Genomic DNA, 15176 nt, shown 5'->3' on the forward strand with positions numbered 1-15176 from the left:
GATGGGAAAAGTTACAGGATTTTTGGAGTACGAAAGAGTTTCGCCAACTAGACAACAACCTAGCGAACGCCTAGAACATTATAATGAATTTTTAAATCCACTTGCTGCTGATCAATTGAATCATCAAGCAGCTCGTTGTATGGATTGCGGAGTGCCATTCTGCCAATCTGGTTGTCCTTTAGGTAATGTAATTCCAGAATTTAATGATGCTGTTTATAAAGGAGACTGGTTAAATGCAGCCGAAATATTGTTAAGCACAAATAATTTCCCAGAGTTTACAGGTAGAGTTTGTCCTGCACCATGTGAAAGCGCATGTGTATTGGGTATTAACAAATCTCCAGTATCAATTGAAGAAATTGAAAAACATATTATAGAAATAGCCTTCGAAAAAGGTTTCATTAAAGCAAACGCACCATTAATTAGAACAGGTAAAAAAGTAGCTATAATTGGCTCTGGTCCTGCAGGTTTAGCCGCTGCAGCTCAATTAAATAAAGCAGGTCATGAAGTGGTGGTTTTTGAACGTGATGATGTACCAGGAGGATTATTGCGTTATGGTATTCCAGATTTTAAACTACAGAAAGATGTGGTAGAAAGAAGGATTAACCTGATGGAAGAAGAAGGTATTGTTTTTAAATGCAATGTTAATGTTGGTGAAAACATAGAATTGAGTACATTATTAAGAGAGTATCAAGCTTTAGTTTTAGCCGGTGGTTCTACTATTCCAAGAGATTTAAACTTACCAGGAAGAGAATTGGAAGGTATTTATCCCGCTATGGATTTTTTAAAACAACAGAATAAACGTGTTAGTGGAAGAAAAATAGAGGGCAAAGAACTAACCGCGACAGGAAAAAATGTAATTGTAATTGGTGGTGGTGATACAGGTTCTGATTGTATTGGAACATCTAATCGCCAGGGGGCAAAATCAGTAACACAATTTGAGATTATGCCAATGCCACCGCAAAGTAGAACGGAGCACATGCCTTGGCCACAATATCCAATGTTGTTAAAGGTTACTTCTTCACATGAGGAAGGCGCACATAGAAATTGGGCAGTAAATACTCAAAAGTTCAACGCTGACGAAAATGGTAATTTAAAATCGTTGAGTGTAATTGAAGTGCAATGGGAAATGGATGTGAATGGAAGAGCTCTAGGCTTTAAAGAAATTCCAGGTACTGAAAAGGAATATCCTTGCGAGTTGGTTTTATTGGCAATGGGTTTTTTACATCCTCAAAAACAAGGATTAATTGAAAAATTAGGCGTAGAACTAGATGAAAGAGGAAATGTGAAAACGGTTGAAGGTAATTTTCAAACCAATATTCCTAAAGTTTTTGCTGCTGGCGATATGCGCAGAGGTCAGTCTTTGGTAGTTTGGGCAATTTCTGAAGGTAGAGAAACTGCTAGAAAAGTTGATGAATATTTAATGGGTTATAGTAAGTTGCCATCTAAGGATGCTATTGCTTATGCGTAAACAACAATAAATCGTCATTGCGAGATGTTGTTCTTCATAACCCGAAGCAATCTTGTTCGATAAATATTTTAGCCACAGATACTTAGGTCTATACTCTGACGTCTGTGGCTTTTTACTTCCTAAACAGTTAAAATGAGTTAATTTTGTTAAACTCTGTTAATCATTTATCTTCTTGCACTATTTATTATTAGCTTTAATTGTTAGCCCATATAATATGCAAAAGCTATTAATTTTACTATTTATTTTCTTAGGATTTGAGGGGTTCGCTCAAAAACAGACTAAGAATTTTGTAGAAAAAAACTTAAATATTATTCGATCCATTGATCCTGATTCTACAGATTTCACTGACGTGGAAGTTATTGGTAATGCAATTGGAAATTCAAGAATTGTAATGCTTGGTGAACAAGATCATGGTGATGCACCTACGTTTCTGGCAAAAACAAGATTAATCAAATATCTTCATGAAAAAAAAGGATTTAATGTGCTAGCCTTTGAAAGTGATTTCTTTGCACTAAATGAAGGCTGGGATCATTTGGATAAACAAAAAACTACTATAAATAATTTCATCCAACAAAATATCTTTTCAATTTGGACAAGCTGTACTCAATGCGAAAACTTATTCTATAACTATGTTTCTGAGAGTTTTGGGACAAATAACCCAATTACCATAAGTGGATTTGATAGTCAATTTGATGGAGGATATAGTAATAACCTAAAAAAGTATATTGATGATTTTTTTAAAGTGAATGATATTCCTTTCATTAAATCTAAATCTTATATAGACAACTTTCTTCCTTTTATTGATTCTATTAAAATAAGTAAAGATGTAGCTAAGCAAACACTATTTATCAAGCAAATTGATACCATATTTAAGCAAATCTCTAAAAAATGGGAAGGGAGCTTTGAACTTTTAGTGTTACACAATTTACAGGAAAGTAGTAAAAATGGTATTTCTTTTTTAACTAAAGCAAAAGATTATAAGGAATTACGGGATAAACAAATGGCCGAAAATTTAAAATGGTTAGTTAATCAGAAATTTCCAAATCAAAAAATTATTGTTTGGGCGCATAGCGCTCATATTTTAAAAAACAGAGAATTTATAAAGTCTAAATCATCAAATGAAAATTGGACTAATATGGGGCATTTTTTTACGCGAGATAGTTTGTTAAATCAACAAACTTATATAGTGGGTTTTAGCTCTAAATATGGAACAGCTGGTCGTATTACTATTCCAAATACTTACAAAGTTGTTCTTCCAATTAAAAATAGTTTTGAAGACTGGATGAATGATAATATAAAATATGCTTTTGTAGATTTTAAAAGGTTTAGGAATTTAAATCCAAATTCCTTTGAATATTTCAATATGAAAGGAAAATACCATATTTATAATGAAGCTGTTTGGACTCAAGTTTTTGATGGAATTTTTTATATAAAAGATATGTATCCTTGCGAAAAATCAGTCTTGAAATTTTAGTAGATTGCATTAAAAACCAACATATGTTTAATTTTTCTTTCTTTCGCTCAATTTCGATATTAGTACTTTTTTCTCACTTTCTGTTTTTGCGCAAACTAAAATTCCATTTGAGCTGACAGATTATAATAACCTGAAAGTAAAGGCTATAATTAATCAGAAAGACACGGTAAATTTGATGTTCCATACTGCTGCAAATTCGCTTACCTTAACAGAAGAAGCGACAAAAAAGATGAAAAACTTAGTTTTTGACCGCAGTGATAGTGTAAAAAGTTGGGGCGGAAATGGAAATTCATCGCGGTTTAGTAAAAGTAATCTGTTACAAATTGGTGATTTGAAATGGGAAAATGTGCCAATTTGGGAAAACACTAATTCTGGACAACAAACAGATGGAAAATTTGGCTTAGAACTTTTTGCGAACAAAGTAATCGAAATTGATTTTGATAAAAAATTGATTGTGCTTTATAATCAGTTACCAGCTAAAATAAAAGAATTCGACAAACTGAAACTATCTTTTGAAGATGAAATGATGTTTGTGGAAGGAGGTCTAAAAATCGATCAACAAATACTACACAACAAATTTTTGGTTCATTCTGGTTATGCTGGAACAATTCTATTGGATGATAAATTTACGGTCGACAATGGGATTGATAGTAAATTAAAAGTAATTGATGAAAAAGCGCTAAAGGATTCGTTCGGTAATATCTTGAAAACAAAAAAAGCAATAATTCCAGCTTTTACAATTGGAAAAAATAGCTTAAAAGAAGTCCCAGTTAGCTTTTTTACAGGAGCATTAGGTAGACAAAAGGTGAGTATTATAGGTGGAGATTTATTAAAAAAGTTCAATATCATTATTGATGCTAAAAGAGCAAATATTTATTTGCAAGCGAATAAATTAATGAATGTGGAATTCTGGAAAGGATAATTATAATATCACAATAGAATCCTTCTAAATTATTTAAATCGATAAAACTAAAAGTCATAATCACGATATTAGAGCAATAACCATCTCTAATTTATTATGGCTGAAATTGATAAAAACCAATCTGGTGATACCCGCCGTGATTTCTTAAAAAAATCCTCGCTGTTTACGGCGCTATCTTTAACGCCATTAACGGTTTTAAAAGCTGCAGATCAAAAAGTGGACGAGCGTTTTGCTGAGCTTTTTGAAAAAATTCCTTTAAATCTAAAAGTAAATAATAAAGCCTATACTCTAAAAGTTGAGCCTAGGGTTACATTGTTAGATTTATTAAGGGAGCAATTACATTTAACAGGAACAAAAAAAGGTTGTGATCACGGACAATGCGGTGCTTGTACAGTTCATGTTGATGGTGTGCGTGTAAATTCTTGCCTAAGTTTAGCGGCTATGAATGAGGGTAAAAGTATCACCACAATTGAAGGCTTAGCCAAAGGAGATGAATTACATCCAATGCAAGCTGCTTTTATTAAACACGATGGTTTTCAATGTGGTTATTGTACACCTGGTCAAATTATGAGCGCTGTTGCTTGTGTAAGAGAAGGTCATGCCAATTCAAAAGATGAAATTAGAGAATACATGAGTGGAAACATTTGTCGTTGTGGTGCTTATCCAAATATAGTTGATGCGATACATGAAGTGAAAGAAGGAGGGAAAGTAATATGATTAATTTTCAATTCGTAAGAACTTCAGTAATTAAAACTGCGTTAGGTTTAGTAAGTAAAGATTCAAAAGCAACTTTTATTGCTGGTGGAACAAATTTGGTTGATTTAATGAAAAGAGGAGTTACGGCTCCAGAAAAACTGATCGATATTAATCATCTACCCCTCAAACAAATTGAACTAAAAAACAACGTTCTACATATAGGCGCATTGGTTTCTAATTCTGCATTAGCTGAAAACCAATTAGTAAAAGAAAAATTTCCTTTGTTGATGTTAGCTTTAAAAGCTGGAGCTTCAGCACAATTGAGAAATGTGGCTACAGTTGGTGGAAATATGATGCAACGTACGCGTTGTGGTTATTTTTACGACACCACAATGCCTTGTAATAAACGTCAACCTGGGAGTGGTTGTGGTGCTATTGGAGGGTATAATAGAATGCATGCAATATTTGGGACCTCTGAATTTTGTATCGCGGTACATCCTAGCGATATGTGTGTGGGTTTGGTTGCATTAGATGCACAAGTTGTATTAGCAAGTATAAAAGGCGAAAGAAAAATTAATTTTATAGACTTTCATCGCCTTGCAGGAACGACACCAGAAAAAGACAATAACCTTCAAAAAGGAGAATTGATTGTTAGATTGGAAATTCCTATCAATAATTTGAATAAGAATTTTCATTATTTAAAAGTGAGAGATCGTACGTCTTACGCATTTGCCTTAGTCTCTGTGGCAGCTGCTTTAGAAATAAATAATAATACGATTAGTAATGCTCGTTTAGCAATGGGAGGTGTAGCCCATAAACCGTGGCGTTTACAATTGGTTGAGGAATTTTTAAAAGGAAAACCAGCAACTACAGCAACTTTTGAAGAAGCGGCTAAACTAGCAATGAATGGTGCGAAAGGTTTTGGAGAAAATGATTTCAAACTCAAACTAGCACCTAATACAATTATCGAGGCATTAACCCTAGCAAAAGCCAAAGCATAATGGAATTTTTTATAGATGAAAATGACCGTGTTGACGGTATAGAAAAGGTAACTGGAAAAGCGAAATATTTTGCTGAATACCAATTACCTGGATTAACCTATGGGGTTTTGGTAACAAGTACAATTACAAAAGGAAAAATTATAGCAATTGATACCAAGGCAGCTAAAAATGCTCCAGGTGTTTTAGATGTATTGTCTCATTTAAATAAGCCATCTGCTGCAGGTTATGAGCAAGCCGGTGGTTCGCCGATGAAGATTTTTTATACGGATCAGGTTTTCTTTAATGGACAACCTATAGCCATTGTAGTGGCGGATACTTTTGAGAGAGCAACTTATGCAGCATCATTAGTTAAAGTTAGTTATGAAAAAACTGCTTTTAATACGGATTTTGAAGCAAGCATTAAAGATGCCGCAGTAAAAAAACTACAAGGTGCACCACCATACGTAAGAGGTATAGCTGATGCCTATAAAACTGCCGAAGTTAAAGTTGAGCAGACTTATAAAATGCCTGTTGAAACGCATAATCCGATGGAATTGCATGGAATTATTGCCGATTGGGGGGTAAATGACAAAGTAACGGTATACGCAAAAACACAAGGTGTAAAATCTACTCAAAATACTATAGCTAATGTCTTTAAAATACCAGCAGAAAACATTCAAGTAAACTCTCAATTTGTTGGTGGCGGTTTTGGAATGGCTTTAAGGACTTGGCCATTAGAAATTGCAGCAATCATGGCTTCCAAACAGTTAAAAAAACCTGTTAAGCTGATTATTACTCGCGATCAAATGTTTACCATGGTTGGAAATAGACCAGCTGCTTATCAGAAAATTGGTTTAGGCGCAACAAAAGATGGAAAAATAACAGGAATTACTCATACTGCTTTCGGTCAAAGTGCTACCTACGAGAATTTTACTGAAGGTGTGGTAAACATGAGTAAGTTCATGTATGATTCTGAAAATGTAAATACAAACTATTATGTTATCCCCTTAGATATGGGAGTGCCTATTTGGATGCGTGGTCCTGGAGAAGCAACAGGAGCTTTTGCCTTAGAAAGTGCCATTGATGAAATGGCTTTCGCATTGGATATGGATCCGTTGGATTTTAGAGCAAAGAATGATCCTGAGCAAGATCCTTCACAAAAACGACCATTTTCTAGTAAATATATTAAAGAAGCCTATAAATTAGGTGCTGCTAAGATCGGTTGGAATAATCGTAAAAATAAGCCCGGAAGTATTGTAGAAGGCTCATGGCAAATTGGATATGGAGTTAGTGTAGGCGTATTTAATGCCGGTAGAGGTAGAGCAAGTGTAAAAGGAATTTTAAAAGCGGATGGTACCTTAGTTTTGCAAAGTGCAACTAGCGATATTGGACCTGGTACTGGAACTGGAATGACCTTAATAGCTAGTAAACTAATGAATATCCCAGTGTATAAAATAGTTTTTGAATTGGGGGATTCTTCTTTACCGCCAGCACCTAGCCAAGGTGGTTCTGCTACACTTTCTACAGTTGGTAGTGCCGTGAACGATGTGTGCGTAGCTTTAAAATCTACTATTGCAGAATTAGCAGCTAATTCAAATATGGATGCTACATCAAATTTTGTTGATGTACTGAAGAAAAATAATCTACCCATGATTGAAAAGACGATTCAATCATCACAGAATAATCCTGAGGCAAAAAATTATTCAATGTATTCATTCTCCATCCACTTTGTGCAGGTAAAAGTTCATCAATTAACAGGCGTGGTAAAAGTGAATAAAATTGTTTCGGTAGGAGATTCAGGTAAAATTGTAAGTCCAAAAACAGCTCGTAGTCAGATGGTTGGCGGAGCCGTTGGTGGTATTGGAATGGCATTAACAGAAGAGGCGATTTTAGATAATCGATATGGAAGGTATGTGAATAATAATTTTGCAGATTACCATGTACCTGTAAATGCAGATGTCCCAGATATTGATGTGATTTTTATTGATAAACCAGATCCAATTGTTAATCCAATGGGCGCTAAAGGAATGGGAGAAATTGCTTTAATCGGATTTGCAGGTGCAGTTGCTAATGCTGTTTTTAATGCAACTGGTAAAAGGATAAGAAGTTTACCAATTACACCAGATAAGGTATTGGAGGCTTAGGCTTTAACTACATAGACAGATAGGAAACATAGTAATTTATCAGTTATATACTTATGTGGACTATGTTTCTATGTGGTTAATCTTTACTTTTCACTTGGGTTTTTCTTTCCAGCAATTAATTTCTCTACAGTTTTAGAAATTCTGTCTGTTCTAGTTTTTTCTTGCTTAGCTGTTAATACCCATAGCACATATTCTTTGCGATTTGAATAGGATAGACCTTGATAAAAATCAAAAGCTGAAGTTTGTTTTTTAAGCTCAATTTCTAAATCTTCCGGCAGATTAATAATTTTATTAGCTACATCTACATAGTTACCATAATCGCTTTTAGCTATTTCTGCATTACCTACACCAGATCTTTTCAATTCTGTTTCTGGTTTGATTCTCAATGCCGTCCAAGTTTCATCAATTGCTGCAGAACCGCAAGGCGTTAAGTTAAATGTTTTTAAATCTTCCCAACTTTGCATTAGGTTTAGATCGCTGGCTAATTTTGATTTTGCTTTAGGGTAAAATATCCAGCAAATTGTTTTCACACCTATAGTCTCAGTTTTTAAAGCATTTAATAAATCAACCTTAGTAATTGCAAATACAAATAATGCATCAAATTCTATTGTTTCATTAAATGAAATTTCTATATCAGATGGTATTTCGCCAACAACAGCTGGAAAATTATCTGGTGTATTGAGAACTTTAACTTTAAATCCAGATTTGACTTGTAGTTTTTTCAAAAGAGTGTTTTCCATAATTGATTAATATTATATCCTTCGACAATCTCAGGATGACACATTTATAATTTCAATTTAGCAAAGAAATCCCAAAGTACAATGCCCGCAGAAATTACGATATTAAACGAATGTTTTGTACCAAATTGTGGAATTTCAATACAGTTATCAATTTTCTGCATTACCTCATCACTCACACCATTTACTTCATTACCAAAAATTAAGGCGTATTTTTTAGTTAAATCAGGTTTAAAAATATTAAGCATGGTACTGTTTTCCGCTTGTTCTATGGCAATAATTTCATATCCTTTTTCACGCAAAGTATCAATAGCAACCAACGTATCTTCAAAATGAATCCAATCTACAGATTGTGTAGCGCCTAAAGCAGTTTTCTCAATTTCGCGATGTGGTGGTTGAGCCGTTATTCCACATAAAATTACCTTTTCTATAGAAAAACCATCAGCAGTTCTAAAAACAGAACCTACATTATGCATGCTTCTTACATTGTCTAACACCACCACAACAGGTAATTTCTCCTGTTCTTTAAATTCGTTAATGTCGGCACGATTTAGTTCATCGAGTTTTAATTTTCGCATTTTCTTTAATTTGTGGTTACTTTTTTAACTCCATCACCAATTTGGTGAATATAAATAATTGCTGGATAGCCAATTCGAGCGACATAATAATCTGTTAGTTGCTTTGCGAAATCTTCTTCGTATCCTTTTTTAAGCAAAGCGATGGCACAACCACCAAAACCAGCACCTGTCATTCTTGCTCCGCTCACATGTTCATAATCTTTACAAAAATCTACTACAGCATCTAATTCCTTACCTGTTACTTCGTATAAATCTTTTAAAGAGTAATGAGAAGCATACATCAACCGACCAAATTCTTCTAACTCGCCAGCATTTAAGGCTTTTGCAGCTAAATGAACTCTATCGTTTTCTTTAATCACATGAGTTGCTCTTTTTAAAACCGTTTCATCAGTAATTAAATGACTATGTAAGGCAAATTTATCAGCAGTCAGTTCACATAAATTATTAATTTTTATTTCTTGTTGCAATGCTTTTAGAGCTGTTCCACATTCTGCTACACGCTCGTTATATTTTGATTCTGATAGCTCTCTTACCTTATTGGTATTAATAATCGCTAAAACATGATCTCCAAGATTACAATCAACTACTTTGTATTTTAATGTATCGCAATTTAAAACCAAGGCTTTATCTGCTTCTCCAAATGCAATAGAAAACTGATCCATAATACCAGAATTTACACCAACAAACTCATTTTCTACCTTTTTAGAAAGTTTCACTAAGTCTAATTTATCATTATTTAAATTGTAATAATCATTTAAAGCATAGGCGGTAAGCACTTCAATGGAAGCAGAAGATGATAAACCTGAACCAATTGGAATATTACCAAAATATAATAAATCTAGTCCTTGAGCTGTCCAATCAGACTTCTGAAGTTCGTGAAAAACACCCAGAGGATAGTTGTACCATTCCTTGCCAGTTTTACTGTATTCTTTTTGAAGTTGAAATACTCCTTCTTCCTTAAAATTAATGCTACTAAATCTAATTAAGTTATCATTATTCGGTGCTAAAAGTAGCCACGTGCCAGCGGTAATTGCACATGGCATAACTAAACCGCCATTGTAATCTATATGTTCTCCAATTAAATTAACGCGGCCTGGAGCAAAGTAAGTAGCGGCTGGATGTTGCTTATATTTCTCAAAAAAAGTTTCGGATAATTGACTATTCATAAATGGTATTTTCTGCGCAGGTTATAAGTTTATTTGTATTTTAGCTGACGGTCTAAGATACAATTTATGAAAGTAAAGCAGATAAATACAGGCAATTTTATTGATAAAAAAGAGGTAATAGCAGTCGAATTAAGTAACGATAAAGGAAGCTTGGTTAAAATCTTTAATTATGGTACAATTATAAATCGATTTATAGTTAGAAATGCCAATGGCGAGCAACAAGACATTGTATTGGGTTTTGATAAATTTGAAGATTATATCAGTCCTGATTACTTAGCCAACTACCCGTATTTTGGAGCTATTATTGGTCGTTACGCAAATCGTATAAAAAACGGGAAATTTGAAATAGATGGTGTGGATTATCAATTAGCCCAAACCAACGGAAATGATTGTTTGCATGGAGGAAAGATAGGTTTCGATAAAAAAATGTGGGATATTATTAGTGTTGGAGAAGAGCCACATGCTAGTGTAACGTTTCAATATTTCAGTTTGGATGGAGAAGAAAATTTCCCTGGTGATTTAGCCATACAGCTTACATTTGAACTGACTAATAACGATGAACTTATATTAACCTATCAGGCTGATACCGATGAAGCTACCCCAATTAATTTAACACATCACAGTTATTTTAATTTATCGCCAACTGGCGGAAATGTAGGCAAACACATTCACCAAATGAATGCGTCTAATTATTTGGAGCAAGATGATAATTATGTGGTGACAGGTAAATTAATTCCTGTTGAAAATACAGCTCATGATTTTAGAAAGGAAAAAGCTTTTAATACAAATTGGGATGTAACTGAAGGATATGATCAGACTTTTGTTTTAGATAAAGAATACGGAACACTAACCTTAGCGAGCAAAACTAGCGAAACCAACAGTGGTTTATCTTTGTTAGTGTACACTACAGAGCCAGTTGCACATTTGTACACTGCAAAATATTTAAATGTTAAAAATGGCAAAGGAGGAAAAGACTATAATGAGTATGATGCTTTTTGTGTAGAAACACAACATCATCCAAATGGTATTAACATTCCTCATTTTCCAAGTACTATTTTAATGCCTGAAGAAATTTATACACAAACCACTATCTACAAAGTATTAACTAAATAAATTCATCATGTTTACACTTGAAAAAATAAAAGCCGCACATCAAAAAACTAAAACTGGAGCTGATTTCCCGCAATACATTGCCGATATTAAAGAAATGGGTGTAACCAGATACGATGTGTATGTAATGAACGGAATGGCCATTTATTTTGGTGATGATGAATATACAGTAGAAAGTCCGCCTGCTTATGAAAATTTGTTAATAGAAGAGAAATCATCAGCAACAGATTTGAAAGAAGCGCTAAAAATTCACCAACAAGGTGAAACTGATTATCAAACCTTTTGTAAGCAAGCTGCTTTTGCCGGAGTTGAAAAATGGATTACAGACTTAAATGCGATGACAGTAACTTATTTAGATATGGCTGGGCATGAACTTGTTGTAGAAAATATTCCTACAGTAAAATAACTATAATCGTTCTAAAACCATTTTAATTGCTTTCTCAACAATTTTCTCTGGTGTAGTACTAAATTCAAATTTTACACGACTAGCTAAAATGGCATTAACAGATAAGGCTTTGTGACCTAATATTTTGGCTAAGGCATAAATACCCGCTGTTTCCATTTCTAAATTGGTAATTCTGTTTTTACCTTCTTTAAAACTATTTAGTTGAGTAATAAAATCAGGAACTGCATTTTTTGCTCTCACTTGTCGACCTTGCGGAGCGTAAAAACCAGGAGCAGTTGCGGTAATTCCTTGTTCCATTCCTTTGGCAATCGTCTCTAATAAACCTGGGTCCGCAGCTGTTAAATAAGGATGAATACCTTTAATATGTGAAAAATGAGATTTAATGCTATCTAATAAGCTGTGTTCATCACCAGAAATTTGATGTATGTAATAATTCATTAGTGCATCAAAACCTAAACCAAAAGAAGAGGCTAAAATAGTTCCCATTGGGATATCAGTTTGTACTGCCCCAGAAGTTCCAATTCGGATAATATTTAACGATTTTAATTCTTTTTTAACCTCTCGGGTTGTAAAATCTATATTTACTAAAGCATCTAACTCATTAAATACAATATCGATATTATCTGTACCAATTCCTGTAGAAAGTACGGTAATGCGTTTCTTCCCTAAATAACCAGTATGTGTAATAAATTCTCTTTTCCCTTTTTTAACCTCAATGGAATCAAAATGTTTGCTGATTTCTGAAACACGATCCAAATCGCCTACTGTAATCACTGTATCTGCAATATCCTCTGGAAGTAAGTTTAAGTGATAAATGCTTCCATCTGGATTGATAATTAAATCAGCTTCTGATAATTTTTCCATAAGATTGGTGTTTAAGTTAACAAACTTAGTAAATAAGTTCGTTAGATGTTTGTAGTTCTGAAGTTAAAGGGTGCCTAGATATTTAATTTCAACACCTTCAACCTTTTCTAATTTACCTAAAACAGCGTTCAGATTTGCTTTTCTAACCTCAAATTTAATTACACATTTCGTATTAAAATCCTGATTAAGGACAGTTAATTGATCGTCTTTTACGATGCGCATAATCGTATTCATCTCCAAATAATCAAAATGAATTTCATATACATCATTTACAGTTTTTGTAATGATCTCATTTGTCGCAAGTGCTTCAACAGTAGCGTTTTTATAAGCGTTAATTAAACCTGGAACGCCTAATAAAGTTCCTCCAAAATAACGAACTACCACCACTAGAATATTGGTTACATCAGCAGAAAGTAAGGTATTTAAAATCGGTCTACCAGCAGTTCCCGAAGGCTCGCCGTCATCGTTTAGTTTAAAAATACTTCGATCTGGCGACAACCGCAATGACCAACAAAAATGCCTTGCTTTACCATGATCTGCTTTAAGTTTTAGGATGATATTTTTGATATCAGCTTCGCTTGAAATAGGATAGGCATAGCCAATGAACTTACTTCCTTTGTCTTTAAAAATACCTTCTGACGTAGTTTTTATAGTTTTATAGGTATCATCAAATAGCATGTAATTTCGATATAGTGATTAACAAAATAGCTATTAATGCTAGTATTAAGCCTATGTAATTCAGTTTGCTCAATCTTTCTTTAAATATTACTATGCCAATTAAACTTCCAATTATGATTACGCCAATATTCATCGCTGCAAATACAGTTGATGGTTGGTCTGACATTGCTCTGTGCGCCTTTAGATAAAATAAAATATTTCCAAAATTGAAAAAACCCAGTATGCAGCCACAAACAAAGTTGATGAATTGAATTTTAGTTTTTTTAGTAATGGCTAGATAAAAAATATAGAGCAGTGAAAACACAAAAGCAATACAAAAAATCAGAAATAATGAAGTTATATAAGGAATAACTGTGATTTGGCTAACTAGTTTAAAGAGTACATCAATTGCTCCAAAACCTACAAAAACAAGTAATAAATACCACCATGTATGTTTTGAAGATGAACTTCCAGATTTACGATAAATTGTGAAAATAATTGCTGTGAAGCCAATAATTAAGCCTACGTATTTTAAACGACCAAAACTTTCATTAAACAAAAAGTAAGCTGCACAAAGTGAAATAAACAGCGATAAACGTTGTGCAATATCAGTTCTTGCTAAACCAGTTTGTTGTACAGAGATGCCTTGAATGAGGAAAATTGCGGGCAACAATATACCAAGCAAAACATAAATAGGAGAGATTATAGTTAAATTTAGTGTGGAGAAATCAGGCTTAAAAAAGAAAGCACTTAACACGATAGCGAATAAATAATTCCAGGTGACGGCTTGCATAATGTTAATCTGATAACGTTTGGCTAGCTTAAGCAAAACGCCAACAATAACACTACAACTAATACTTAAAACTAAATAGATCATTTTTGCGAATAAGGTGAGTAAATTTTTAATTCGTCGCTGCCGACTTGTAAAGTTTCGAATATATTTCCTTTTATTGAAGGAGCTTTAATTCCACCATTCCATTCTGTTGTTGCCGTAAAAACTCTTGCTTCATCCCATAAATTAGTATCAATAAACTGATGTAGAATTTGAGCACCACCTTCTATTATTACAGACTGAATATCCATTAAATACAATTGAAAAGCTATTTTTTGTGCTAAGTAAAACTGCATATCTTCCATTTGCACAAAGTGGATATTATTCATTACATCAGTTTTTATTTCATTAAAAATTATGGTTTTAGCTTCATTATTATAAATATGATAGGTTTCAGGAATCGCTAAATTTTTATCAATTACAATGCGAATAGGATTTTTTCCGTTTACATTTCTAGTTGTTAATTGCGGATTATCAATCAACACAGTCTGTTTTCCAACAACAATCGCATCTTCCTCACTTCGCCATTGGTGCGTTAATTCTTTAGCTTCCAAACCAGAGATCCATTGCTGTGAAGCGTCTTTTGGTGCAAAAAATCCATTAGCAGTTTGTGCCCATTTTAAAATGATGAAAGGTCTTTGTTGTTCAACTCTGGTAAAAAATCTACGATTTAAAAACCTACATTCTTTTTCTAAAACGCCTGTAACCACTTCGATTCCTGCAGCTTTTAATTTCTCAATTCCTTTGCCATTTACACCCAAAAACGGATCAGTATTACCAATTACCACTTTCTTTAATTGATGTTTAACCAGCAAATCTGCACAAGGTGGAGTTTTGCCAAAATGTGCACAGGGTTCTAAATTAACGTAAGCCGTAGCATTTTTAAGGAGGGAAGAGTTTTCATCTCCAAAATTACTGAACACATCATTAATTGCATTAACTTCAGCATGAGCTTCACCAAACTTTTTGTGATAACCTTCGCCAATAATTTTGCCTTCGTGAACTATTACACAGCCAACCATTGGATTGGGACTTACATTGCCCATTCCTTTTATGGCTAATTCCAAACAACGTTGCATGTAAAGTTTATCGCTCATTAGTGCAAAAGTAAATTATTGTCATGATTATAGCTATTTTTACCG

15 protein-coding genes are annotated in these 15176 nt (G+C 33.7%); 8 read left to right on the forward strand and 7 right to left on the reverse strand.

All coding sequences use genetic code 11. The annotated features are described in order from the left end of the window. Position 1 precedes the first annotated feature (1 nt). The 6 genes from HQN85_RS03680 (at position 2) to HQN85_RS03705 (ending at position 7684) form a co-directional block, all read left to right on the forward strand. The gene (locus tag HQN85_RS03680) at positions 2-1468 is read left to right on the forward strand and encodes a glutamate synthase subunit beta (protein ID WP_173268989.1); all 1467 of its coding nucleotides are present in this window, start codon (positions 2-4) and stop codon (positions 1466-1468) included. 214 nt (positions 1469-1682) lie between these two features. After that, positions 1683-2942, forward strand: coding sequence for an erythromycin esterase family protein (locus HQN85_RS03685; protein WP_173268990.1), 1260 nt, complete (start codon positions 1683-1685; stop codon positions 2940-2942). Positions 2943-3090: 148 nt separating this feature from the next. Next, positions 3091-3864 carry a pepsin/retropepsin-like aspartic protease family protein gene (locus tag HQN85_RS03690; protein WP_317170026.1) on the forward strand — a complete coding sequence of 258 codons (774 nt, stop codon included), beginning with the start codon at positions 3091-3093 and terminating at the stop codon, positions 3862-3864. A 96-nt stretch (positions 3865-3960) separates the two neighbouring features. Then, complete coding sequence (locus HQN85_RS03695) at positions 3961-4581, forward strand: (2Fe-2S)-binding protein (RefSeq protein ID WP_173268992.1); 621 nt, start codon at positions 3961-3963, stop codon at positions 4579-4581. Next, a complete protein-coding gene (locus HQN85_RS03700) occupies positions 4578-5561 on the forward strand; it encodes an FAD binding domain-containing protein (RefSeq protein ID WP_173268993.1) in 984 nt (327 codons plus the stop codon). The genes HQN85_RS03695 and HQN85_RS03700 overlap by 4 nt, the downstream gene beginning before the upstream one ends. Then, on the forward strand, positions 5561-7684 hold the full coding sequence (locus HQN85_RS03705; RefSeq protein ID WP_173268994.1) for a xanthine dehydrogenase family protein molybdopterin-binding subunit: 2124 nt from the start codon (positions 5561-5563) through the stop codon (positions 7682-7684). The genes HQN85_RS03700 and HQN85_RS03705 overlap by 1 nt, the downstream gene beginning before the upstream one ends. Positions 7685-7767: 83 nt before the next feature. On the opposite strand, the gene HQN85_RS03710 is transcribed toward HQN85_RS03705, so the two are convergent. The 3 genes from HQN85_RS03710 to HQN85_RS03720 are packed head-to-tail and all read right to left on the reverse strand — an operon-like array spanning position 7768 to position 10165. After that, positions 7768-8424, reverse strand: a complete 657-nt coding sequence (locus tag HQN85_RS03710) for a YdeI/OmpD-associated family protein (RefSeq protein ID WP_173268995.1) — start codon at positions 8422-8424, stop codon at positions 7768-7770. A 44-nt stretch (positions 8425-8468) separates the two neighbouring features. Further along, positions 8469-8999 (reverse strand): RNA methyltransferase, encoded by a 531-nt coding sequence (locus HQN85_RS03715; protein ID WP_173268996.1) that lies wholly within the window; start codon positions 8997-8999, stop codon positions 8469-8471. Between the two features lie 5 nt (positions 9000-9004). After that, the gene (locus HQN85_RS03720; RefSeq protein WP_173268997.1) at positions 9005-10165 is read right to left on the reverse strand and encodes a galactokinase; all 1161 of its coding nucleotides are present in this window, start codon (positions 10163-10165) and stop codon (positions 9005-9007) included. 66 nt (positions 10166-10231) lie between these two features. Here HQN85_RS03720 and HQN85_RS03725 point away from each other — a divergent pair, with 66 nt between their 5' ends. Next, positions 10232-11278, forward strand: a complete 1047-nt coding sequence (locus HQN85_RS03725) for an aldose epimerase family protein (RefSeq protein ID WP_173268998.1) — start codon at positions 10232-10234, stop codon at positions 11276-11278. A 7-nt stretch (positions 11279-11285) separates the two neighbouring features. Then, the gene (locus tag HQN85_RS03730; RefSeq protein WP_173268999.1) at positions 11286-11681 is read left to right on the forward strand and encodes a DUF1398 domain-containing protein; all 396 of its coding nucleotides are present in this window, start codon (positions 11286-11288) and stop codon (positions 11679-11681) included. Here HQN85_RS03730 and HQN85_RS03735 read toward each other — a convergent pair whose 3' ends face one another. The 4 genes from HQN85_RS03735 to ribD all read right to left on the reverse strand — a co-directional run bounded on the left by HQN85_RS03735 (position 11682) and on the right by ribD (position 15131). Next, positions 11682-12545 carry a nucleoside phosphorylase gene (locus HQN85_RS03735; protein WP_173269000.1) on the reverse strand — a complete coding sequence of 288 codons (864 nt, stop codon included), beginning with the start codon at positions 12543-12545 and terminating at the stop codon, positions 11682-11684. A 63-nt stretch (positions 12546-12608) separates the two neighbouring features. Continuing rightward, positions 12609-13223 (reverse strand): IMPACT family protein, encoded by a 615-nt coding sequence (locus tag HQN85_RS03740; protein WP_173269001.1) that lies wholly within the window; start codon positions 13221-13223, stop codon positions 12609-12611. Next, the gene (locus tag HQN85_RS03745; protein WP_173269002.1) at positions 13213-14079 is read right to left on the reverse strand and encodes an EamA family transporter; all 867 of its coding nucleotides are present in this window, start codon (positions 14077-14079) and stop codon (positions 13213-13215) included. Before HQN85_RS03745 ends, HQN85_RS03740 begins: the two co-directional genes overlap by 11 nt. Continuing rightward, positions 14076-15131: a bifunctional diaminohydroxyphosphoribosylaminopyrimidine deaminase/5-amino-6-(5-phosphoribosylamino)uracil reductase RibD gene (ribD, locus tag HQN85_RS03750; RefSeq protein WP_173269003.1), complete on the reverse strand. Its 1056-nt coding sequence runs from the start codon at positions 15129-15131 to the stop codon at positions 14076-14078. Before ribD ends, HQN85_RS03745 begins: the two co-directional genes overlap by 4 nt. Between the last annotated feature and the right edge of the window lie 45 nt (positions 15132-15176).

Source organism: Pedobacter boryungensis (assembly GCF_013204825.1).
Classification (GTDB): Bacteria; Bacteroidota; Bacteroidia; order Sphingobacteriales; family Sphingobacteriaceae; genus Pedobacter; species Pedobacter boryungensis.